A 21,869-nucleotide genomic window follows, 5' to 3' on the forward strand; every position below is an offset into this window, starting at 1 on the left:
GGCGCGGGGGAGGCGCCGCAGGGGGGCGCCCGATCCCGGGTCGCGCCCGGCTGAGGCTCTCGGAGCCTCGCCTAGGTGAGGTCCTGCGGCCCCCGGCCCGACAGGACCTCGCCGTACGCCTGCATCAGGTCCGGCAGCCGCAGCGTCGCCAGATCCTCCCGGCTCAGCTCTCCCGGGTACATCGAGAGCCGCAGATCCCGGTAGGCGCAGCTCTTCTCGTACAGCGTGCGCAGGAACCGCCCGTTGCCCAGTTCGTCGATCCAGCCCTGGTCCACCACGTGCCCGGCGATGGAGCGCAGCTCCTCCAGGGCCTCCTCGTCCCAGAGGTCGCCGTTCTCCGCGGCCAGCACCTTGCCGATCTCCACGAGCTCCAGGGGCCGGTAGGAGGGGAAGTCGATGCGGGTGGTGAAGCGTGAGGACAGTCCCGGATTGGCGGCCAGCAGGCGGTCCATGCCCTCGGGATGGCCGGCCAGGATCACCACCACATGGTCCCGGTGGTCCTCGGCGCGTTTCAGCAGCACCTGGAGCGCCTCGTCGCCGTAGGCGTCGCCCTTGCCGTAGCCGGAGTTGGACAGCGCGTACGCCTCGTCGACGAAGAGCACCCCGCCGAGCGCGGAGTCGATCAGCTCGTTCGCCTTCACGGCGGTCTGCCCCAGGTACTCGCCGGCCAGGTCGGCCCGCTGGGCCTCCACCAGATGGTCACCGCCGAGGAGTCCGAGGGCGTAGAAGACCCGGCCGAGGATCCGGGCCACCGTGGTCTTTCCGGTGCCGGAGGGGCCGGAGAAGATGAAGTGCCGCTTGGGCGGCTGCACCGGCAGCCCCTGCCCGGCCCGCAGCCGGGCCATGTTCAACTGCGCCGACAGCGCCTTGACCTGGCGCTTGACCGGCTCCAGACCCACCATGCGCTCGAGCTGGGCGAGCGCCTCCTCGAGTAATGCGGCGTCGGTGGGCCCTGCGGGCACGGGAGAGCCCGCCGCACCCGCCCGCTCCCGGACCCCGGCGCCGCCGCCCGGCGGCGTGGTCACCGGCGGGGCCTCGGGATCGCCGAACCGCAGCTCGCGCCCCTCGCTGCCGAACAGCGGATCGAGGGTGTCACCGTCCAGCACGTCCGGGCCCTGGTCGGTGAGCGTGGCGGTGGCCAGGTCGGCCGACTCGTCGTAGCCGTCGCCCTCGGCGATCGCCGCCAGCCGGGCCGAGGTGTCCATGAACGCCGGATCGACTCGGTGCACGGCCCGGTACAGCGGGAGCGCGGCGGCGCTCCGGCCGGTGCCCTCGTGCGCCCGCGCGAGCCAGTAGCGCAGCTCCTTGCGCTGCGGCTGCTCGCTGCGGCAGCGCATCAGGGCCGCCGACAGCAGCGGCTCGGCCTGCCCGTACATCTCCAGGCGCACCCGGGCCATGCCGCCGAACAGACCGGCTTCGATGCCGAGCATCGGATCGTCCAGCAGCGGGTCGGTGTGCCGGACCAGCTGCTCCCAGTCCTTGACCAGGTAGGCGCGGCAGGCGTGCAGGAAGCGGACCTGCGGGTCGGTGTCCACCGGGGGCAGTCCGGCGAGCGCCCGGTCCAGCTCCGGTACATGCCGGCCGTCCAGCCAGTGGGAGGCGTGCGCCAGCAGCAGGTCACGGGGCTTCTCCAGCACCGGCTGCACCCACCAGCCCAGCCAGTACCAGGAGTTGAGGGTGCGTCGGTGCCGGGCGCGCTGCTCGCCGAAGCGGTCCCGGTAGCGGAACATGCGCAGCAGCGCGGTCGTCGTGTCCACGCGCAGCGCGTGCAGTCCCAGCCAGGCGTCGGCCATGCCCGGGTCGAGCCGCACCGCGGTGCGGAACTCCTCCTCGGCCTGCGGATACGCGCCCATGGTGTAGGCGTCCACGCCTCGCAGCCAGGCGAGGTCGGCCGGGGCCTGCGGGCCCTGCGTGCCGAAGTCCATCACGTCCCCCACAAACCGTGCCCCCGTCGGTCTGCCGCCGGGCCCCTCGCCCGGTGGCTGCCTCTGGTCGAACCGCGGTGCCGCGGACCGGAGTTGCAAGGTGCGCGAAGCAGTGTCCGTAGGTCGCACCGGGGTGCATCGTACCTGCGGGGGCGGGGCCTGACCCAGTGCGCACAGCAGGTCGTGGCGGGAGCCGGCTCGGGCGGCGGGGGGCGGACATGCTCACCCAGGGTGAGCACGAGACGCCGCTCGGCGTCCGGAAGTGTGAAGAGGACAGAACGAAGCCCCCGATCACGGGGGAACAACCGGGGGCTTCGCGTCTGGCGGCGACTCGGTGAGTCGCACACCGAGAACGTAAGACCTGTACGGGCTTTGGGTCAAGCCGAGTTGGAGCAGTCAGGACACTTGTCCGACACTCGTCTTCACAAGTTCAACACATCGCGGACGGCTCGTCACCGTCCGTACAGGAGGGGCCCAACTCACCCGTCACACCGGGCCCCTGGAACACCTCGTATCCCTTCTCGCGCTCCCGCACCAGAAGATCGGCACAAGCGCGCGAGGGGTCGCCCGCGAAGTGCGCGCGCTCCGCCTCGACCCATCCCTCCCAGAACTCCCGCTGCTCCTCCCCGTCCCGTGTCCGGCCGCGGGCCCAGGCCTCCTCCTCGGGCAGGTCCATCCAGAGCAGCAGCGCCAGATGCGGCCGCAGCGCCCGCCGCCCCGCACCCACGCCCTCGACCAGGACCACCGGGGCGGGCGGCAGCGTACGGGCCGGTCCGAAGCGGCGGGCCCGCCAGTCGTAGGGGGAGTAGTGGGCGGTCGCCCCGCGGCGGAGCGGCTCGATCACCTGGCTCAGCAACCGCCCCGTCCAGTCGAACAGCTGCTCGTGGCTGGCGATGTCGTCGAGCCGCAGCACCGGCGCACCGCCCAGTACCCGGGCCAGCTTCCCGGCGAAGGTGGACTTGCCGGACCCGGCGTGCCCGTCGACACCCACGAGACGCACCGGACCGCAGGAGGGCGGGAGCCGGCGGATGCGGCAGGCGAGGGAGTGCAGGACCGGGTCCGTGGGTGTGTGAATGGCTGGTTCCAGGAGTGGGGGAGGGGGTGCTGACAGGAGCACTCTAGGCCCTCCATTGGTCGAGTCCGATGGAGGTCGGCGCGGCACCGGCCGGGGTGCTGGCCAGGTCCGTCCCGCTGTGTTCATAGTGGGCGCACACCCGCTCCAACCGGTGGACGCACGCCGTCCGGCCGGCCCCGCACGGTCCTGCCCCGACTCGACACCTTGGGGGTCCTCCACCCATGAGCAGAGCCGAACAGCCGTCCCGCAGAACCCTCCTGGCCGCAGCCGTCGTCGCCGCCGTCGCGGGCGGCGCCGCCCCGGCCTCCGCGCACACCCCGGCCACCGTGCCCCCGGCCGGCGGTGCCGCCCCCGGCCGGGCTCCCGCCCGCCGGGTGGACAACCGGGCCTGGATCACGTACGCCGACTGGCGTTCCGGGACCGCCCGCGGCACCCGCGCCGTCGCCGGCACCCGCCCCGGCGTGGTGATCTCCGAGCCCGCCGGCAGCACCGACTACACCGACCCGCACACCGGCCGCACCGCCGCCTGGGAGTACGCGGTCTGGACGTCCCCCGTCCACCGGCTCTCCGTGCCCGGCACCGAGCTCATCGCCTCCTGGAACGCCCACACCCCCGGCGGCACCTGGCTCCAGGTCGAGCTGAGGGCGACGTACTCCGACGGCACGGACAGCCCCTGGTACGTGATGGGCCGCTGGGCGGCCGGCGACCAGGACATCCGGCGCACCTCCGTGGACGACCAGAGCGACGGCACCAGCACCGTCTGGACCGACACCCTGGCCCTCGACGACCCCGCCTCGGGCCTGCGGATCGTCTCCTACCGCCTCCGCCTGACCCTCTACCGCAAGCCCGGCACCAAGCTCACCCCGACCGTGTGGCGGCTCGGCGCCATGGGCTCCGACATCCCCGACCGCTTCACCGTCCCGGCCTCCGAGCCCGGCCTGGCCAAGGAGCTGATCGTCCCGCGCTACTCGCAGGAGATCCACAAGGGTCAGTACCCCGAGTACGACAACGGCGGCGAGGCCTGGTGCAGCCCCACCTCCTCGCAGATGATCATCGAGTACTGGGGCGGCCGCCTCACCGAGGAGCAGCTGTCCTGGGTGAACCCGGACTACGCCGACCCGCAGATCTGCCACGCGGCCCGCCACACCTACGACTACGAGTACGCCGGCTGCGGCAACTGGCCGTTCAACGCCGCCTACGCGGCCACCTTCAAGGACCTACAGGGCGTGGTCACCCGGCTCGGGTCCCTCACCGACCTGGAGACGCTGATCGCGGCCGGCATCCCCGCCATCACCTCCCAGTCGTTCCTGAAGGAGGAGCTGACCGGCGCCGGCTACGGCACCGCGGGTCATCTGATGACGGTGATCGGCTTCACCGCCGGCGGGGACGTGATCGCCAACGACCCCGCATCCCCGAGCAACGAGGCGGTACGGCGCGTCTACAAGCGGCGGGAGTTCGAGAACGTCTGGCTGCGGACCAAGCGCTACAACGCCTCCGGCAAGGTCGTCTCCGGCACCGGAGGGGTCTGCTACCTGTACTTCCCGGCCCGCCCGACCGCGCGGCAGCGCAAGGCGCTCGCGGCGGTCGGCGTGCGCTGAACCGCACGGCCGTGCTGTCCGTGTGACCAACGTCTCGGCCGCACATGCCGCTCTCGGTGGCAAGGTGGACACCGCCCCGGCCCCTGTCGTCCGGGGCGGACGACCGCACCACCGAGAGCAGCAGCGAGCAGCCATGACCGCGACCGCAGCCACCGCGCCCCGCGTCCGCACCGGCGGGCCCCAGGAAGACGGCCCGAAGATCCTCGAGCACGTCGCGGGCTGGACCCTCGTCGTGGTCATCGCGATGCTGGTGACCCAGCTCGGGCTGCTCTGACCCGTCCGGGGCACCTCCCCCCGGCGCCGCTTCGCCCGCTTCACCACCCGAGCCGAGGCTGTCCGGCGACGCCTCCTGCGGCGCCCTGCTCCTCTTCACGAGCTTCACGAAGCGGCATCGCCCGCCGTCGGCGGGCCCGGACTCTCCCGCGCCGAGCGGGTGCGCCGCGCTGCCCGCGTGCGCACCGCTCCGCGGGCCGCTCACCGCACCGTCATCGCCGCCACCCGGCCGTTCCCGTCGGCCCGGGCGCCACCCTGCCCGCCCGCCGGGTCGACGACCCGCCCCGTCCTGCGAGCCGCCGCCGGCCCTCTCCTCCGCTCGGGTCCGCGGCCCGGCGGCCCGCGTCCGTCCCGCCGCCCGGCGGCCCGCGTCCGTCCCGCCGCGCGGCGGGCCTGGAGAGCAGGTACGAAGGAAGGCGCGAAGGCCACCGAAGGGTATCCTTGAGTGAGCGGTCGTTAACCAGTGACTTGCGGTGGCCCATCCGGCATACTCACAGCGCACAGCCGCTGGTCAGGCCCTTCGAGACCCGGAGGGACGGCCGCGGCCGAGGCGTCAGAACGACCAGGCGGACGCGCCCTCACCACAGGGCCCGGCCGCCCGTGCCCGAAAATGGGAGGAGAGCGTCGCCATGCCCGACCGCGCCCCGCAGCCGGTGGACCGGCAACTGCCCACGGACGAGGCCCGGGACCTGATCTCGCTCGTGCGTGACATCGCACAGCGTGAGATCGCCCCGAAGGCCGCCGAGGAGGAGGACGCCGGGCACTTCCCCCGCGAGCTGTTCTCCCTGCTCTCCGAGTCGGGGCTGCTGGGCCTGCCCTACGACTCCGAGTACGGCGGCGGCGACCAGCCCTACGAGGTCTACCTCCAGGTGCTCGAAGAGCTCTCCATGGCGCGGCTGACCGTGGGACTCGGCGTCAGCGTGCACACCCTCGCCTCCTACGCGCTCGCCGCCCACGGCACCAAGGAGCAGCGGACCGAGCACCTGCCCGCGATGCTCGGCGGCGGCCTCCTCGGCGGCTACTGCCTCTCCGAACCGGCGTCCGGCTCCGACGCGGCCTCGCTGCGCACCCGCGCGGTGCGCGACGGCGACGACTGGGTCATCAACGGCACCAAGGCGTGGATCACCCACGGCGGCATCGCCGACTTCTACACGGTCATGGCCCGCACCGGAGAAGAGGGCCCGCGCGGGGTCACCGCGTTCCTGGTGCCCGGTGACGCGGAGGGGCTGAGCGCCGCCGCGCCCGAGAAGAAGATGGGCATGAAGGGCTCGCCCACCGCGCAGATCCACCTCGACGGCGTCCGCGTCTCCGACGACCGGCGGATCGGCGAGGAGGGCCAGGGCTTCTCCATCGCCCTGGCCGCCCTGGACGGGGGCCGGCTCGGCATCGCGGCCTGCGCCATCGGCCTGGCCCAGGCCGCGCTCGACGAGGCGCTGCGCTACGCCGGGGAGCGGCGCCAGTTCGGCAAGCCCATCGCCGACTTCCAGGGCCTGCGGTTCATGCTGGCCGACATGGCCACGCAGATCGAGGCGGGCCGCGCCCTGTACCTGTCGGCGGCCCGGCTGCGCGACGCCGGCCGGCCGTTCTCCAAGCAGGCGGCCATGGCCAAGCTGCACTGCACCGACACGGCGATGCGGGTCACCACCGACGCCGTCCAGATCCTCGGCGGATACGGCTACACGGCGGACTTCCCGGTCGAGCGCTTCATGCGCGAGGCCAAGGTGCTGCAGATCGTCGAGGGCACCAATCAGATCCAGCGCATGGTCATCGCTCGTCATCTCGCGGGACCTGAGGGACGCTGAACTGACTCAGCCCCCGCCAGGGCGCCGCGAGCCGGGACCACTCCGGGTCGTGGCGCCCCGGCAGGGTGCGTCCGCGGTCCGCCCAGGTGCGCATCATGTCCCGGTAGATGGGCGGGTCCGGCAGCTGCGGCGGGGCCGGCGGGAAGGCCGACGGCGGTACGAAGACACGGCGTTGACGCCCGGTCGTCGCGTACGTGTGGGTCGTCATACCTGGGCAACGCGGGAGCCACCGGACAGGTCACCGCCCGCGGAATAGGGCGTGCGTTCGCCGGACGTCCGCGACCGGACGACGACCGGGGAGCTGCCGGTGACGAGGCGCGACCGGGTGCCGGTGGCGAGCCGCCGGCCGCAGGGCTGCCGGTGACGAGCCGGGTCATCGGCGGGCCCGCGGTGAGCCGGCGGCGAAGCGGGGGCGGCGCGGGCGCCGCCCCCCGGTACGTGCGCTCAGGCGGCGTGGCGCCGCATCACGGGAACCCGGATGGGGCGCGAGCCCGGGCCGCCCACGTGCGAGAACGGCTGGGTCCGCCAGTCGAGTCCCTGAGGGAGCGTCAACAGCAGACCCGTGTCCTGCTCCTGGGGTGTGACGGTCTCGTCCGCCGGCCGGGCCTCGGCGGCGCTCCGGCCGGTGCCGGGGCACACCGTCAGGCCGAACGGGTTCCACGGAGAGGCGCACAGCGCGTGCTCCGGCAGGACCTCCTCGTCCGCCAGCAGGGCGATGGGCTGCGCGCAGTCCGGGCAGATCACCCGGTACATCTCGAAGGTGTCGTACGTGTCCTCCTCGGCCAGGGCGTCGGGTTCGACGCCCTCCGGCTCGGGCTCGACGACCTGCTGCCGCCGCTTGGGCACGCTACGACCAGGGCGCTTGACACTCTGCATTGGGTTCTCCCCCTCGGGCTGGGCCGTTCAGGCACTGCGGCCTCGACCACAGCAAGCACTTCCCGCCGCGAATCCGGGGTAATCACGAGAACATCACGGAAGCCGTTCGAGGCTTGTGGCGTTCGTCACATGCCGTTGGCAGATCACGAACCGGGTGCGGCCCGGCCTGCTCAGGTACCCGAGGAGATCAGGCGCACTGTAGGTTCTAGCGCCATGGAGGAGCTGGACCGACAGATCGTGCAGCTGCTCGTCAAGGACGGGCGGATGAGCTACACAGACCTGGGCAAGGCCACGGGCCTGTCCACGTCGGCCGTGCACCAGCGGGTGCGCAGGCTGGAGCAGCGTGGCGTCATCCGCGGCTATACCGCGGTCGTCGACGCGGAGGCCGTCGGACTGCCCATGACGGCGTTCATCTCGGTCAAACCCTTCGACCCCAGCGCCCCCGACGACATCGCGGACCGCCTCGCCGGAGTGCCCGAGATCGAGGCCTGCCACAGCGTCGCGGGCGACGAGAACTACATCCTCAAGGTCCGGGTCGCCACCCCGCACGAGCTCGAGGAACTCCTCGCCCGGGTCCGCTCCCTGGCGGGCGTCTCGACCCGCACGACCGTGGTCCTCTCCACGCCGTACGAGGCGCGCCCGCCGCGCATCTGACAGGCGGGCCCGGACCGGCCGGGGCGCGGTCCGGACCGGCCCGAGGCGCCCGCACGACCTGCCGGAAGGCACGACCTGGTTGCCGGGGGGAGCGGGCGACGCGCGAGACTGTGCGGCATGAGTGAACGCACCGCCCCCGCCCGCACCGTCCTGCTCCGCCGGGGAGAGATCCACAGCCCCGCCGACCCCTTCGCCACCGCGATGGTCGTGGAGCGGGGACAGGTCGCCTGGGTCGGCTCCGAAGGGGCCGCCGACGCCTTCGCGGACGGGGCCGACGAGGTGATCGATCTCGACGGGGCGCTGGTCACCCCGGCGTTCACCGACGCGCATGTGCACACCACCGCGACCGGACTCGCGCTCACCGGGCTGGACCTGTCCGGGGCGGTGAGTCTCGAGGACGCGCTCGCCCGCGTACAGGAGTTCGCCGCCGCCCGCCCGCACGACCGGGTGCTGCTCGGGCACGGCTGGGACGCCGCCCGCTGGCCCGGCGGACGGCCGCCCACGCGGGCGGAACTGGACCGGGCCACCGGTGGCCGGCCCCTCTACCTCAGCCGCATCGACGTGCACTCCGCGGTCGTCACCACCGCGCTTCTCGACCTCGTCGGCGGTGCGGTGACCCGCGAGGACCGGCCGCTCACCGGCGACGACCATCACGCCGTGCGCGCCGCCGCGCTCGCCGCCGTCACGCCCGCCCAGCGCACCGAGGCCCAGCGCGCCGCCCTGGCCCGGGCCGCCTCGCTCGGCATCGGCACCGTGCACGAGTGCGGCGGCCCGGAGATCTCCTCCGAGGACGACTTCACCGGCCTGCTGCGCCTGGCCGCCGGGGAGGACGGCCCCCGCGTCGTCGGCTACTGGGCCGAGCGGGACGCCGCCAAGGCCCGTGAACTGGGCGCGATCGGCGCCGCGGGCGACCTGTTCGCCGACGGCGCCCTCGGCTCGCACACGGCCTGCCTGCACGAGCCGTACGCCGACGCAGGCCACACCGGCACCGCGCATCTGGACGCCGCCGCCGTCGCCGCCCATGTCGTGGAGTGCACCGAGGCGGGTCTCCAGGCGGGCTTCCACGCCATCGGCGACGCCGCGGTCAGCACCGTGGTCGAGGGCGTGCGCGCCGCCGCCGACAAGCTCGGCCTCAGTCGGATCCGGGCCGCCCGGCACCGGATCGAGCACGCCGAGATGCTCACCGAGGAGACCATCGCCGCCCTCGCCGAACTCGGCCTCACCGCCTCCGTGCAGCCCGCCTTCGACGCCCTCTGGGGCGGCGAGGACGGCATGTACGCCCGCCGGCTCGGCCCCGAGCGGGCCCGCACCCTCAACCCCTTCGCGGCCCTGCTGCGGGCCGGCGTGCCGCTCGCCCTCGGCTCGGACAGTCCGGTCACCCCGCTCGACCCGTGGGGCGCCGTGCGTGCCGCCGCCTTCCACCGCACCCCGGAGCACCGGGTCTCGGTGCGCGCCGCGTTCACCGCGCACACCCGCGGCGGCTGGCGGGCGATCGGCCGTGACGACGCGGGCGTCCTGGTGCCCGGCGCGCCCGCCGACTACGCCGTGTGGCGCACCGGGGAGCTGGTCGTCCAGGCCCCCGACGACCGGGTGGCCCGCTGGTCCACCGACCCCCGCTCCGGCACCCCCGGACTGCCCGACCTGACCCCCGGCCGTGACCTGCCGGTCTGCCTGCGCACGGTGGTCGGCGGGCGCACCGTGTACGTACGGCCGGGCGAGTGATCTACCGGTGCGGCGCGGTGACGATCATGCGCCGCGCCGCCGTCGCGCGACCTGCGGATCCTCCGCGCTGACCAGGCATTCGAACCACATTGTGCAGGTCAAACGACTGTTGACAGGCGGCGGATCGGGGCCGGTAGGTTCGGCCGGGTCCACCATCGGACGCCCCGACCGGGGAACTTCCGCCACTCGGCAGCGCCGCTGGGTCAGGGACGGTGTGCCGCACCGGAGCACCGTCACTGGGAGCCAGGCTCAGCGTCGGCGCGGCGACGAGGGGAACGTTCCGGCCGCCGGGGAGGTGCGACCCGGGTGGGGCCCGTGCGCTCAGTAGACAACGGCTTCAGGTCGACCCGCAGCCGGCGGGTCCCGGGCCGGCCCGAAGGGCGCCGGGCCTCCATCCGCCGCCGCACCCGTAACCGGCATCACTGGCCGCTTCGAACGTCCCGTCACGTCGGTGCAGGCCGCGGCCACTAAGGTGGGGACCCTGCGGACGGAACATGAAGGGGCAGCAGTGAACGACGGCGACGGGACCCCGGAGTCGGAGACCCAGGGGAGGCGGTTCGGCCCGCTCGGCACGACCTTGGTGATCATCCCGACCTACAACGAGGCGGAGAACATCAAGGCGATCGTCGGCCGGGTGCGCGAGGCCGTCCCGGAGGCGCACGTCCTGGTCGCCGACGACAACAGCCCCGACGGCACCGGCAAGCTCGCCGACGAACTGGCCGCCGAGGACGAGCAGGTCCAGGTGCTGCACCGCAAGGGCAAGGAGGGCCTCGGCGCCGCCTATCTCGCCGGCTTCCGCTGGGGCATGGAGCACGGCTACGGCGTGCTCGTCGAGATGGACGCCGACGGCTCCCACCAGCCCGAGGAGCTGCCCCGGCTGCTGACCGCGCTCAAGGGCGCCGACCTGGTCCTCGGCTCCCGCTGGGTGCCCGGCGGGCGCGTGGTCAACTGGCCGAAGTCCCGTGAGTTCATCTCGCGCGGCGGCAGCCTCTACTCGCGCCTGGCGCTGGGTCTGCCGCTGCGCGACATCACCGGAGGCTTCCGCGCCTTCCGCCGGGAGACCCTGGAGGGCCTCGGACTGGACGACGTGGCCTCCCAGGGCTACTGCTTCCAGGTCGACCTCGCCCGCCGCGCGGTCAAGGCCGGCTACCACGTGGTCGAGGTGCCCATCACCTTCGTGGAGCGGGAGCTCGGCGACTCCAAGATGAGCCGCGACATCCTCGTCGAGGCCCTGTGGCGGGTCACCGCGTGGGGTGTGTCGGAGCGGACGGGCAAGCTGCTCGGACGGGGCACGGGGAGGAAGCCCCGCGGCGGCCGCTGACCACCGCGTGACCGGCCCGACCCGCTTATCCCGCACTGAGCCGGGCCCAGGCACACTGGAGTCATGACGACTGGCGCTCGGACCCCGTATCCCGCCCGGCCCCGCCGCTCCCGGCTGCGCACCTGGCTGCCGCTGGGCGTGGCCGCGTGGCTGGTGCTGGAGATCTGGCTGCTCACCCTGGTCGCCGGGGCGTCCAGCGGGCTGATGGTCTTCCTGCTGCTCGTGGCGGGCGTGGTCCTCGGCTCGGTCGTGATCAAGCGGGCCGGACGGCGGGCGTTCAGGAGCCTGAGCGAGACCCTGCAACAGCAGCAGGGCGGCGTCGTTCCCGGCAGCCCGGGCAGCCGGGCAGGCAGCGAGGGCAACGGGCTGACGATGCTCGGCGGTCTGCTGCTGATCGTCCCCGGCCTGGTCTCGGACGCGCTGGGCCTGCTGCTGCTCGTTCCGCCGGTGCAGAAGGCCGTCAGCGGCTACGCCGAGCGCACCTTCGAGCGCAAGCTGCGCGAGGCGGCGCAGGGCGGCTTCGGGGACGTCTTCCGGCAGGTTCGTATCCACCAGCCGGACGGCAAGGTGGTGCAGGGCGAGGTCATCCGCGACGAACCGGACACGGACAAGCCGCAGGATCCCCGGCCGCCCCTGTCCCGCTGAGGAGCGACCACCCGCAGCGCTGAGGCGCCGAGCACCGCACAGCGCTGAGGCGCCGGGTACCGCACAGCGCTGAGGCGCCGAGCACCGCACAGCGCTGAGGCGCCGGGTACCGCACAGCGCTGAGGCGCCGAGCACCGCACAGCGCTGAGGCGCCGGGTACCGCACGGCGCTGAGGCGCGGGTCGCCACCGTGCTGGGGTGCCGGGGGACCGCACAGCACAGGACCGCGGGCGCGATACCGGATGATCCGTATCGCGCCCGCGGTCCTGTCACCGCTGTGCGCTGGGTACTACGCCCAAGCCCCCGCAGGGGTCACGCCGACTTCCGGCTGTCCCGGGGATGAACAGCGATGTTCATCGCGCCGGAGCGCAGCACGGCCAGACGCTCCTCGAGGACCTCTTCGAGCTCCTCTCGGGTGCGCCGCTCCATCAGCATGTCCCAGTGCGTACGCGCGGGCTTGGCTTTCTTCTCCTCGGGGCCGTCGCCGTCCACCAGAAGTGCCTGGCCACCGCAGACCTTGCACTCCCACTCCGGCGGAATCTCCGCCTCGACCGAGAAGGGCATCTCGAAGCGGTGCCCCTTCTCGCATGCGTACTCCACGGCCTGGCGCGGAGCCAGGTCGATGCCGCGGTCCGTCTCGTAGCTGGTCACCACGAGGCGCGTGCCGCGAAGAGCTCGCTCACTCATGAATCGTGCCTCCCGGGCTTGTCGCCCACAGGACAGGTGTCGCTGTCGTCGTCATCCGGTCAACGTCCGGGCGGCGGTAAAGATTCCCGTCCCGAGTCCCGTTCCGGGTCATGCGTCGCCGTCGTAGCCGCAGCCTTGTCAACCAGTGCAGTACCCCCCGACGTCCGGTTTGTCACCTCTGTGGGCAGATGTGACCCAGCGGTTCGGCATCTTTGACGCGCAGTAACGGTACGCCTGGCAGGCCAAACGCGTACACTACAGCCCTTTCGCCTCGAGAGCTAAATCCGCACGGGAACCGGGTTCCCCGCCTCGCCGATCGCACGCCGCACCGGGACCCGCGCCAGCAGCACGAAGCCCAGCACGAAGAACGCCACCAGCGAGACGATGGCGTCCCGGTAGCTGCCGGTGAGCTGGTAGGTGAGCCCGAACAGCAGCGGCCCCAGCCAGCTCATGCCGCGGTCGCTGATCTCGTACGCCGAGAAGTACTCGGCCTCCTTGCCCGGCGGGACCATGTGGGAGAACAGCGAACGGGACAGCGCCTGGGTGCCGCCCAGCACCAGGCCGATCCCGGCGGCCAGCACGAAGAACCACCCCGGTGCGCCGGCCGGGAGGAACCAGCCGGCCGCCAGGGTCAGCGTCCAGGCCACCAGCGAGCCGAGCACGGTCCGCTTCGCGCCGTAGCGCTGGGCCAACCGGCCCAGCGCCAGCGCGCCCGCCACCGCCAGGACCTGCACCAGCAGCACCGCGGCGATCAGCGTGCCCTGGCCGAGCCCCAGCTCCCGGGAGCCGTAGACCGAGGCCTGGGAGATCACCGTCTGGACGCCGTCGTTGTAGACGAGATACGCCAGCAGGAACGCCAGGGTCAGCGGATGGCGCCGCATGTCGCGGAGCGTTGCGGCCAGCTGCCGGAACCCGGGCAGCGCCGCCTCCCGCCCTTCCCCCGCTCCGGCGCGGCGGTCGCGCAGCCGGCGCAGCGGCACCAGGGTGAAGGCCCCCCACCACAGACCGGCCGACGCCAGGCAGATCCGGACGGCAGCACCCTCGGAGACCCCGAAGGCGTCGTGCTGTGTGTAGAGGGCGAGATCGGCCACGAGCACCAGGGCGCCGGCCGCATAGCCGAAGGCCCAGCCGCGGGAGGAGACCGCGTCGCGCTCCTCGGGCGCGGCGATCTGCGGCAGGTACGCGTTGTAGAGCATCATCGCCACGGACTGCGCGGCGTTCGCCACCACCAGGAGCCCCCCGCCGAGCAGATAGCGCTCACCGTCGAGGAAGAACATCCCTGCCGTGGCCCCGGCCCCGGTGTAGGCGGCGGCCGCCAGCAGCGGCTTCTTCCGTCCGGTGCGGTCGGCGGCGGCGCCCGCCAGCGGCATCACCAGGACCGCAAGGATCACCGACAGCGACACGCAGTAGGCGAAGAAGCTCCCCGCACGCACCGGGATGCCCAGCGGGTGGACGAACCCGTCCGCGTCCGCCGCCGCCTCCGCGACCGAGGTCAGGTAGGGGCCCAGGAAGACGGTGAGGACGCTCGTGGAGTACACGGAGCAGGCCCAGTCGTAGAAGTACCAGCCGCGCTGCTCGCGGCGCCGCCCGGCCGCCTCGTCCGGCGCCGGTGACCGCACGGTCCTGATGCCCACCCGTGCCCCTCGCTTTCCCCGTGAACGCGCTGCGAGGTGCCGGGGACCGGGCCTCAGACCCAGATGCCGCGGTCCTCCATGACCTTGCGCAGTGTCTCGATGTGATCGGTCATGATGCCATCCACGCCCAGGTCCAGGAGCCGGTGCATCCGCTCCGCCTCGTTGACCGTCCACACGTGCACCTGCAGCCCGAGCGCGTGCGCGGTGTTCACGAACCGCCGGTCCACCACCGTCACGCCCGACTGCTCCTCGGGCACCTGGGCGGCCACCGCCGAGCGGCGCACCGGCGCGGGCAGGCCCCACGAGCGCAGCCGCAGCCTCAGCACGCCCCGGGTGCCGAACGAGGTCGCAAGGCGCGGCCCGGCCAGCCGCTGGGCGCGCACCACGCGGGCCTCGGAGAACGAGCCCAGACAGATCCGGTCCCAGGCGCCGGTGCGCTCCAGCAGCTCGAGCAGCGGCAGCAGGGCGGGCTCCGCCTTCACATCGACGTTCCAGCGCACCTCGGGGAAGGTCTCCAGCAGCTCCTCGAAGAGCGGCACCGGCTCGGCGCCCGCCACCCGCGCCTGTGCCACGTCCCGCCAGGGCAGGTCGGCGATCCGGCCCGCGCCGTCGGTCACCCGGTCCAGCGTCTCGTCGTGGAAGGCGACCAGCCGCCCGTCGCGGGTGGCGTGCACATCGGTCTCGATGTACCGGTAGCCCGCCGCCACGGCCCGGCGGAACTGCCGCACGGTGTTCTCCAGGCCGTCCGCCGGCCCGCCGCGGTGGGCGAAGGCGATCGGGGCCGGATGGTCGAGGTAGGGGTGGCGCGGCGGGCGTATCGGCGAGGTCACCGACGCAGTATCGCTCGCAGCGGCCGCCCGGCGGCAACCACCGTGCTGCCCTCCGGGCCCGCGGGCACGGCGAACAGGCGCAGGAACACCTGGGCCAGCGGGCCGATCGCCAGCGCGTACAGCAGCGTGCCGACACCGACGGTGCCGCCGAGCACGAAGCCGGTCGCCACCACGCTGATCTCGATGACCGTGCGGACCAGGCGGACGGACAGCCCCGTGCGCTGGTGCAGCCCGGTCATCAGCCCGTCCCGCGGACCCGGGCCGAAGCGGGCCGCGATGTACAGGCCGGTGGCCGCGCCGTTCAGCACCACGCCCGCCACCATGAACGCCACCCGCGCGGGCAGGCCGTCCGCGTCCGGCACCACCACGAGCGTGGCGTCCATCGCCGCGCCGATCACCAGCACGTTGGAGACGGTGCCCAGGCCGGGCCGCTGACGCAGCGGGATCCACAGCAGCAGCACCGCCGCTCCCACCGCGGTCAGCACCAGGCCCATCGACACCCCGGTGCGCTCGGACAGGCCCTGATGCAGCACGTTCCACGGCTCCAGGCCCAGCCCCGATCCGACCAGCAGCGCCGAGCTCGCCCCGTACAGCGCCAGGCCCGCGTACAGCTGGAACAGCCGCCGTGGCAGCTGCCGGGGCAGGGATGAGTGACCGGACACGTGGATGCCCCCAGGGGTGGAAGGTGGTGGAAGTGGACCGATGCATGCCACCCTGTGGCTTGGACGGAGAAGCCAGCCATGGCCAATCCGGGGAAGGTGGACTGATTCTCATGGCGCAGTGGACCTCGGCGGTGGGGGCTGCCCAGCTCGCCCGGCAGCTCAAGTCCCAGCAGGAGCGTCCCGCCGGGCCCGGCACCCGGCGCCCGCCCGCCTACCGGGCCCTGGCCGACGGCATCCGTCTGCTGGTGCTCGAGGGCCGGGTCCCGGTCGCCGCCCGGCTGCCCGCCGAGCGCGAACTGGCCCTCGCCCTGTCCGTCAGCCGCACCACCGTCGCCGCCGCCTACGAGGCGCTGCGCGGCGAGGGATTCCTGGAGTCCCGGCGCGGCGCGGGCAGCTGGACCGCCGTGCCGGCCGGCAACCCGGTGCCCGCGCGGGGCCTGGAGCCGCTGCCCCCGGAGGCGCTCGGCTCGCTGATCGACCTCGGCTGCGCGGCCCTGCCCGCGCCCGAGCCCTGGCTGACCCGGGCCGTGCAGGGCGCCCTGGAGCAGCTCCCGCCCTACGCGCACACCCACGGCGACTATCCCGCCGGGCTGCCCGCGCTCCGCTCGATGATCGCCGAGCGCTACACGGCGCGCGGCATCCCGACCATGCCCGAGCAGATCATGGTGACCACCGGGGCGATGGGCGCCATCGACGCCATCTGCCACCTCTTCGGCGGCCGGGGCGAGCGCATCGCGGTGGAGTCGCCCTCGTACGCCAACATCCTCCAGCTGATGCGGGAGGCGGGCGCCCGGCTCGTCCCGGTCGCCATGGCCGAGGGCCTCGCGGGCTGGGACATGGACCGCTGGCGGCAGGTGCTGCGGGAGGCCGCGCCCCGGATCGCCTACGTCGTCGCCGACTTCCACAACCCGACCGGGGCGCTCGCCGGCGAGGACCAGCGGCGCCGCCTGGTGGACGCGGCCCGCTCGGCGGGGACGGTGCTGGTCGCCGACGAGACGATGAGCGAGCTGTGGCTCGACGAGGACGTGGAGATGCCCCGCCCCGTCTGCGCCTTCGACCCGGCCGGCTCCACCGTGATCACCGTCGGCTCGGCCAGCAAGGCCTTCTGGGCCGGCATGCGCATCGGCTGGGTGCGGGCCGCCCCCGACGTGATCCGCAGTTTGGTCGCCGCCCGCGCCTACGCCGACCTCGGCACACCGGTGCTCGAGCAGCTCGCGGTGCACTGGCTGTTCGGCACCGGCGGCTGGGAGCAGGCCGTCGAGGTGCGCCGCACCCAGGCCCGCGAGAACCGGGACGCGCTGGTGGCCGCCGTGCGGCGGGAGCTGCCGAACTGGGAGTTCGAGGTGCCCAGGGGCGGACTGACCCTCTGGGTCCGCACCGGCGGCCTCTCCGGCTCCCGCCTCGCCGAGGCGGGCGAACGCGTCGGCGTCCGCGTCCCCTCGGGCCCCCGCTTCGGCGTCGACGGCGCCTTCGAGGGCTACGTCCGCCTGCCCTTCACCGTGGGCGGCGCCGTCGCCGAGGAGGCCGCCTCCCGCCTCGCCGCAGCGGCCCGCATGGTGGAGACCGGCGGCACGTCGGGGGCGGAGCCGCCGCGGACGTTCGTGGCGTGAGGACGGGGAAGCGGCCGGCGGGACCTCGGGGGAGGGTCCCGCCGGCCGCTTCTGCCGGGATCAGCCGGGATCAGGAGGACTCGGCGACTGCCGCTTCCCGGTGCTGCGGCTGCTGGGGGGCGGGGGAGGCCGCCATGGCCTCGGCGGGGAGCTTGTCCTCGTCGTCGTGAGCCGGGGTGGTCCGGCCGTGTGCGTCGCGGTCGGGGGTCCGGTCCGAGGGGACCTTCTCCAGGCGGACCGGTGAGGCCGGGGTGGCCGCCTCCTGGGCGGGCGCGTCCTGCCGCGCCTCCTCGTCCGCCGGGGTCGAGCGCGGCGGGAGCAGCTCCAGGACGGCCTGGCGCAGGGCCTCGCTGGTGGCGTCGTCGTAGGGGTTGGGCGTGGCCGGGACCTGGAGCCGGTGGACCGGGCCGGTGCCGAGGCGGGCGTAGCCGCGTCCGGCCGGGATCTGGTCGACCGGCGTGCTGGGCGGCGGGGCGCCGAGGACGGACTCCAGCTGCTCGGCGGTGGCCGGGCCGAGGACGACCCGCGCCCGGGTGTGCTGCCGCACCGCGTCGCTGAGGGTCTCCAGGCTGTCCAGCTGGTCGGCCACCACGACCGTGACGTTCGCCGGACGCCCGTGCCGCAGCGGCATGTGCAGCAGCGCCTGGGGATCGGGGCGGCCGTCCTCGGCGGCGAGGTGCGTGAAGACGGTCGGGCGGTCGAGGAGGATCCACAGCGGACGCCGGGTGTCCTCCGGCGGCGGGTCGCCCGCCTGGTGCGCCCGGTTGACGGCGATCAGCCGGCGCTCGGTCTCCTGCGCGGCCCACTTCAGGCTCTCCGCCGCCCCGGCCGGGCCGCACTCGACGGCCAGCACGCCGTCCCGGCCGGTCAGGCAGGCGTACTCGCCGGTGCCGCCCCCGTCGACGATCATGACGTCCCCGTGCTGGAGGGCCTGCAGCGCGATGGAGCGCAGCAGGGTGGAGGTGCCGCTGCCCGGCTGGCCCAGCGCCAGCAGGTGCGGGGCGGTGGAGCGGATGCCGGTGCGCCACACGACCGGCGGCACGTCGCGCCGCTCCTCGCCGTAGGAGAGCGGCAGGGTGCGCTGCACCCGGATCGGGTCGGTGAAGCCCAGCACGGTCTCGCCGGGGGACGTGACGAAACGCTGGGCGGCGATGTCGGCCGGCAGGGGCGCGAGGGCGCGCAGGGTGAGGAGGTTGCCCTCCTCGTCCCAGGCGAAGTGGTACTCGCGGTCGCGCCCCGACTTGGCGGCGAGCAGATGCTCGATCCGGGCGCGGGACTCCGGCTCGCCGTCGGGGAAGTAGGCGGGGTAGCTGATCACCAGGTGGGTGATCCGGCCGCCGCCGTCGAACTCGTACTCCGGGAACGCCTTCTCCCACGCACCGCCGTGGCTGTAGAGCGGCTCGGGGTCGTCCGGGGTGGAGAAGTACGGCACCAGCGCCTCGTAGAGCGACTTCAGGCGCCGGCTGCGGGACGGGTCCGGCCCCTGCGGGGCCTTGGGCCTGCGGTCCCGGCCCTGCCAGGCCGCCGTCGCCATCACGGTGACGACGGCGAGCAGCGGGCCGTACGGCATCAGCGCCACGACCAGGACCACCGAGGCCGCCAGGAAGAGCAGCGGGCCTCGCCGGTCCTTGGGGGTCTCCGCCCATCTGCGCCGGCCGGCCGAGGCCAGCCGGCGCAGTCCGCGCGTGATCGTGATGAGCGGATGGAGGACGTCCGTGGCGCTGTCGGCCGCCGTCCGGGCCAGCTCCCGGCTCCGGGCGAGCTGTGCGCCGCCGTGGCTGAGGATGCGGGGGAGGGGGCGCCGGGCCACTGATGCCTCCAGAGGGTGCGTACGAGCGGGCGGGGGGTGGGGCGGCGGCTCAGAACCTGAGCCCGCCCAGGAGACTGGCCAGGCTCTCGCCACCGGCCTTGATGCTGGGGGCGATGGCCGTGCTGGCCAGGTAGAAGCCGAACAGCATGGCGACCAGCGCGTGCGACAGCTTCAGTCCGTCCTTGCGGAAGAAGATGAAGACGACGATGCCGAGCAGCACCACGCATGAGATCGAGATGAACATGTGAGTTCTCCTGGTTCGGGGACAGTCACCCTGAGTACTTCCAGGCTCACAGGATGTGTCTATACGATAAAAGGTGCAACTGGGTGCATTTGGTCGCTTTTCGCTCACGTGGCTCAGAGGGCGTGTCGCCCCTTCGCCCTGGGTGGTTGCGTCCGGTCCGCTCCGCCGTGATCTTTACCTCGGGCGTCGCGGCTCATGTGCCGCACGAGCCAGTACCCTGGCGATTCACCCGTACGGCGCTGCACCGCTCGCAGGCGTACGGCTCGTCCCCGCAGTCCCCGAAGCAAGTGAGAGGCGGTCCGGCCGATGACTGAAGCCCCCGACCCCGAGGTCGTGGAGCTTGCGACCAAGATCTTCGATCTGGCCCGCAGGGGCCGGACCGAGGAGCTCGTGGCCTACGTCGACGCGGGCGTCCCGGCCGACCTCACCAACGACCGCGGCGACTCGCTGGTGATGCTCGCCGCCTACCACGGGCACGCCGGCACCGTACGCGCGCTCCTGGAGCGCGGCGCCGACGCCGACCGGGTCAACGACCGCGGCCAGACCCCCCTCGCGGGGGCGGCCTTCAAGGGCGACACCGAGGTGACCAAGGCGCTCCTCGACGGCGGCGCCGATCCGAACACGGGGACGCCCTCGGCCGTCGACACCGCGCGCATGTTCGGCCGGACCGAACTGCTGAATCTGTTCGGCGAGCGCTGAGCCGGACACCCGAGCGAGGAGCGCCCGCCGGGCGCTCTGACCAGTGAAGACATCGAAAACGGGGGAGGCGGTACAGGGCCGCCGAAATATCGGTCGCGGTGGATGTGACCGCCGGGTCATCATGACGACGTGGTTCACGGACGTGATGGCTGGGCAGCTCTTGCCGCACCGCGCGGGCCGTGATGCGGTCCGCAAGGGCCACCGACGAGAGGCAGAGGAAGATGGTCTACAGCAAGCAGGAAACGGCGGGCGCCCCGACGTGTTGTCACGCGGCCAGGTAATGCACACCCCCGGTTGCGTCGACGCTTGATGTGAGGCTGTTTCCCATGTTCGATCCGGTCATAGCGCCCAGCGGTACGCTGCTCGGCCTGCTCCAGCGGGGCCGCGGCGACGGCACGCTGCACGCGCTCACCGCCCCGCGCTCCGAGGCGCTCGCGGCACTGAACCACTGTGTGCTGCGCGACCCGCGCCACGACTGGCAGGTGGAGAACCGCTCCCTCTACTACGCCCGCCTCTACCTCGATCTGCACGGCGAACTGGACGCGATCGAGGCCCATCTCTTCGGCCCCGAGGACGTGCTCGACACCGACGAGTCACGCACCGGACTCGCCCTCGCCGTCCTCGGCCATCTGGCGTCCTACGGCAGGCGGGAGGCCCTGGAACTGCTGCGCGGGTACGCCGCCCGCGGCACCAACTGGACCTGGGCCCTGGACGAGCTGGCGCTGCGCGACGACGACGAGGGCCTGCGCGCCCTGGCCGAGCCCGTGCTGGCCCGGTTCCCCGAGGGCCCCGAGGGCGACGCGGAGCTCGCCGCGACCGTGCGGGACTCCTTCGAACCCAGGCCCTGGCGGCTGTGGGCCGACGATCCCCGCCCCGCCGTCGCCGCCCGCGTCCGGGCCGCGCACGAGGCCGGCTGCTTCGACCGATGGCAGCGGCAGATGCGTCCGGCCGGGCCCCGGCCGGGATGGAGCGTGCAGGCCGTTCTGGAATGGGCCCAGCAGGGCGTCGAACGCGGCGCCGCGCTCCACGTCCCGGCCGCCCGCTGTCTCACCGCCGTCGCGGGCCCCGAGGACCGGCCCGAGATCGTCCGGGCCGCCCAGGACGGCACCGAGGGAGCCCGCTGCACCGCCCTGCGCTACCTCGCCGACACCAACGACCCCGAGGTGCTCGACCTGATCGAGCAGGCGGTGGCCACCGGCGCCGCGCCCGTGGTGGAGGCCGCCGTCGCCTCGTTCGAACGTATGCACAGTCTCGCCGCAGTGGACCGGGCACGCGCCTGGGCCCGCCGGCCCGACCAGCTGGGCGCCGCCGCCGGCCGCGTGCTCGCCTGCCGGGGCGGAGTCCGGGACCGTGACCTGGTCCTCGCCGCCCTCCGCGAGGCGGTGCGCGGCGACGGACCCGACGCACCCACCCTGTGGACCCTCGTCGACGGCGCCGGACGCCTGGGCATCGGCTGCGCCGCCCCCGTCCTGCGCCACATCTACCGCGAGACCGCCTCCTCGCACCTGCGCGGCCGCGCCGCCCGCGCCCTCGCCGCCACCGACCCCTCCTTCGGCCGGGGCTTCGCCGTCGAATGCCTCTGGGACTGCGAGGAGTCCACCCGCGAACTCGCCGCCCGCCACGCCGAGACCGGCGACACCCGCGTCGTCGACCGCCTGCGCCGCCTCGCCGCCGACCCGGCCGAGGAGGCCGAGGTCCAGACAGCGGTCCGCAGCCGCATCGGCCAGGAGGGCACGGCCGTGTGAACCCCGTCGCCGCACGACGAGCGGCACCGCTGAACGATCGGGGCGGCCCCGCCGGTCT

General features: G+C 73.6%; 19 protein-coding genes. 10 read left to right on the forward strand and 9 right to left on the reverse strand.

The window, feature by feature from the left end; genetic code table 11:
* Positions 1–71 precede the first annotated feature (71 nt).
* Both HCJ93_RS02860 and HCJ93_RS02865 read right to left on the reverse strand, forming a co-directional pair.
* Positions 72–1,925 carry an AAA family ATPase gene (locus tag HCJ93_RS02860; RefSeq protein WP_167990768.1) on the reverse strand — a complete coding sequence of 618 codons (1,854 nt, stop codon included), beginning with the start codon at positions 1,923–1,925 and terminating at the stop codon, positions 72–74.
* 430 nt (positions 1,926–2,355) lie between these two features.
* Positions 2,356–3,000, reverse strand: a complete 645-nt coding sequence (locus HCJ93_RS02865) for a uridine kinase family protein (protein WP_167990838.1) — start codon at positions 2,998–3,000, stop codon at positions 2,356–2,358.
* A 221-nt stretch (positions 3,001–3,221) separates the two neighbouring features.
* On the opposite strand from HCJ93_RS02865, the gene HCJ93_RS02870 reads away from it, so the two are divergent.
* The 3 genes from HCJ93_RS02870 to HCJ93_RS02880 all read left to right on the forward strand — a co-directional run bounded on the left by HCJ93_RS02870 (position 3,222) and on the right by HCJ93_RS02880 (position 6,673).
* Positions 3,222–4,598 (forward strand): C39 family peptidase, encoded by a 1,377-nt coding sequence (locus HCJ93_RS02870; protein ID WP_167990769.1) that lies wholly within the window; start codon positions 3,222–3,224, stop codon positions 4,596–4,598.
* 133 nt (positions 4,599–4,731) lie between these two features.
* Positions 4,732–4,872, forward strand: coding sequence for an SCO1431 family membrane protein (locus HCJ93_RS02875; protein ID WP_167990770.1), 141 nt, complete (start codon positions 4,732–4,734; stop codon positions 4,870–4,872).
* 628 nt (positions 4,873–5,500) lie between these two features.
* Positions 5,501–6,673, forward strand: coding sequence for an acyl-CoA dehydrogenase family protein (locus tag HCJ93_RS02880; protein WP_167990771.1), 1,173 nt, complete (start codon positions 5,501–5,503; stop codon positions 6,671–6,673).
* A gap of 444 nt (positions 6,674–7,117) precedes the next feature.
* On the opposite strand, the gene HCJ93_RS02890 is transcribed toward HCJ93_RS02880, so the two are convergent.
* Positions 7,118–7,549 carry a hypothetical protein gene (locus HCJ93_RS02890; protein ID WP_167990774.1) on the reverse strand — a complete coding sequence of 144 codons (432 nt, stop codon included), beginning with the start codon at positions 7,547–7,549 and terminating at the stop codon, positions 7,118–7,120.
* Between the two features lie 213 nt (positions 7,550–7,762).
* Between HCJ93_RS02890 and HCJ93_RS02895 the strand changes: the two genes are divergently transcribed.
* The 4 genes from HCJ93_RS02895 (at position 7,763) to fxsA (ending at position 11,891) form a co-directional block, all read left to right on the forward strand.
* Positions 7,763–8,203 (forward strand): Lrp/AsnC family transcriptional regulator, encoded by a 441-nt coding sequence (locus HCJ93_RS02895; protein ID WP_167990775.1) that lies wholly within the window; start codon positions 7,763–7,765, stop codon positions 8,201–8,203.
* 117 nt (positions 8,204–8,320) lie between these two features.
* Positions 8,321–9,925, forward strand: a complete 1,605-nt coding sequence (locus tag HCJ93_RS02900; RefSeq protein ID WP_167990777.1) for an amidohydrolase — start codon at positions 8,321–8,323, stop codon at positions 9,923–9,925.
* 508 nt (positions 9,926–10,433) lie between these two features.
* Positions 10,434–11,246, forward strand: a complete 813-nt coding sequence (locus tag HCJ93_RS02905; protein ID WP_167990778.1) for a polyprenol monophosphomannose synthase — start codon at positions 10,434–10,436, stop codon at positions 11,244–11,246.
* 63 nt (positions 11,247–11,309) lie between these two features.
* The gene (gene fxsA, locus HCJ93_RS02910; protein WP_167990780.1) at positions 11,310–11,891 is read left to right on the forward strand and encodes an FxsA family membrane protein; all 582 of its coding nucleotides are present in this window, start codon (positions 11,310–11,312) and stop codon (positions 11,889–11,891) included.
* A gap of 311 nt (positions 11,892–12,202) precedes the next feature.
* On the opposite strand, the gene HCJ93_RS02915 is transcribed toward fxsA, so the two are convergent.
* From HCJ93_RS02915 to yczE, 4 genes are all read right to left on the reverse strand, one after another.
* On the reverse strand, positions 12,203–12,577 hold the full coding sequence (locus HCJ93_RS02915) for an RNA polymerase-binding protein RbpA (protein WP_125496038.1): 375 nt from the start codon (positions 12,575–12,577) through the stop codon (positions 12,203–12,205).
* 278 nt (positions 12,578–12,855) lie between these two features.
* Positions 12,856–14,211, reverse strand: a complete 1,356-nt coding sequence (locus HCJ93_RS02920) for an MFS transporter (protein WP_167990782.1) — start codon at positions 14,209–14,211, stop codon at positions 12,856–12,858.
* A 53-nt stretch (positions 14,212–14,264) separates the two neighbouring features.
* A complete protein-coding gene (locus HCJ93_RS02925; protein ID WP_167990784.1) occupies positions 14,265–15,041 on the reverse strand; it encodes a glycerophosphodiester phosphodiesterase family protein in 777 nt (258 codons plus the stop codon).
* Positions 15,038–15,703 carry a membrane protein YczE gene (gene yczE, locus HCJ93_RS02930; RefSeq protein WP_167990785.1) on the reverse strand — a complete coding sequence of 222 codons (666 nt, stop codon included), beginning with the start codon at positions 15,701–15,703 and terminating at the stop codon, positions 15,038–15,040. Before yczE ends, HCJ93_RS02925 begins: the two co-directional genes overlap by 4 nt.
* Positions 15,704–15,813: 110 nt before the next feature.
* Here yczE and HCJ93_RS02935 point away from each other — a divergent pair, with 110 nt between their 5' ends.
* Entirely contained in the window at positions 15,814–17,313 is a 1,500-nt protein-coding gene (locus HCJ93_RS02935) for an SCO1417 family PLP biosynthesis transcription factor (RefSeq protein WP_167990787.1), read from the forward strand.
* Positions 17,314–17,383: 70 nt separating this feature from the next.
* Here the strand turns inward: HCJ93_RS02935 and HCJ93_RS02940 are convergent, their stop codons facing one another.
* Positions 17,384–19,123 (reverse strand): hypothetical protein, encoded by a 1,740-nt coding sequence (locus tag HCJ93_RS02940; RefSeq protein ID WP_167990788.1) that lies wholly within the window; start codon positions 19,121–19,123, stop codon positions 17,384–17,386.
* 49 nt (positions 19,124–19,172) lie between these two features.
* Positions 19,173–19,367, reverse strand: coding sequence for a hypothetical protein (locus tag HCJ93_RS02945; protein WP_167990790.1), 195 nt, complete (start codon positions 19,365–19,367; stop codon positions 19,173–19,175).
* A 306-nt stretch (positions 19,368–19,673) separates the two neighbouring features.
* On the opposite strand from HCJ93_RS02945, the gene HCJ93_RS02950 reads away from it, so the two are divergent.
* Positions 19,674–20,066 (forward strand): ankyrin repeat domain-containing protein, encoded by a 393-nt coding sequence (locus tag HCJ93_RS02950; protein ID WP_167990792.1) that lies wholly within the window; start codon positions 19,674–19,676, stop codon positions 20,064–20,066.
* A gap of 326 nt (positions 20,067–20,392) precedes the next feature.
* On the forward strand, positions 20,393–21,811 hold the full coding sequence (locus HCJ93_RS02955; protein WP_167990793.1) for a HEAT repeat domain-containing protein: 1,419 nt from the start codon (positions 20,393–20,395) through the stop codon (positions 21,809–21,811).
* Positions 21,812–21,869 lie beyond the last annotated feature (58 nt).

The organism is Streptomyces composti (assembly GCF_012034205.1).
Classification (GTDB): domain Bacteria; phylum Actinomycetota; class Actinomycetes; order Streptomycetales; family Streptomycetaceae; genus Streptomyces; species Streptomyces composti.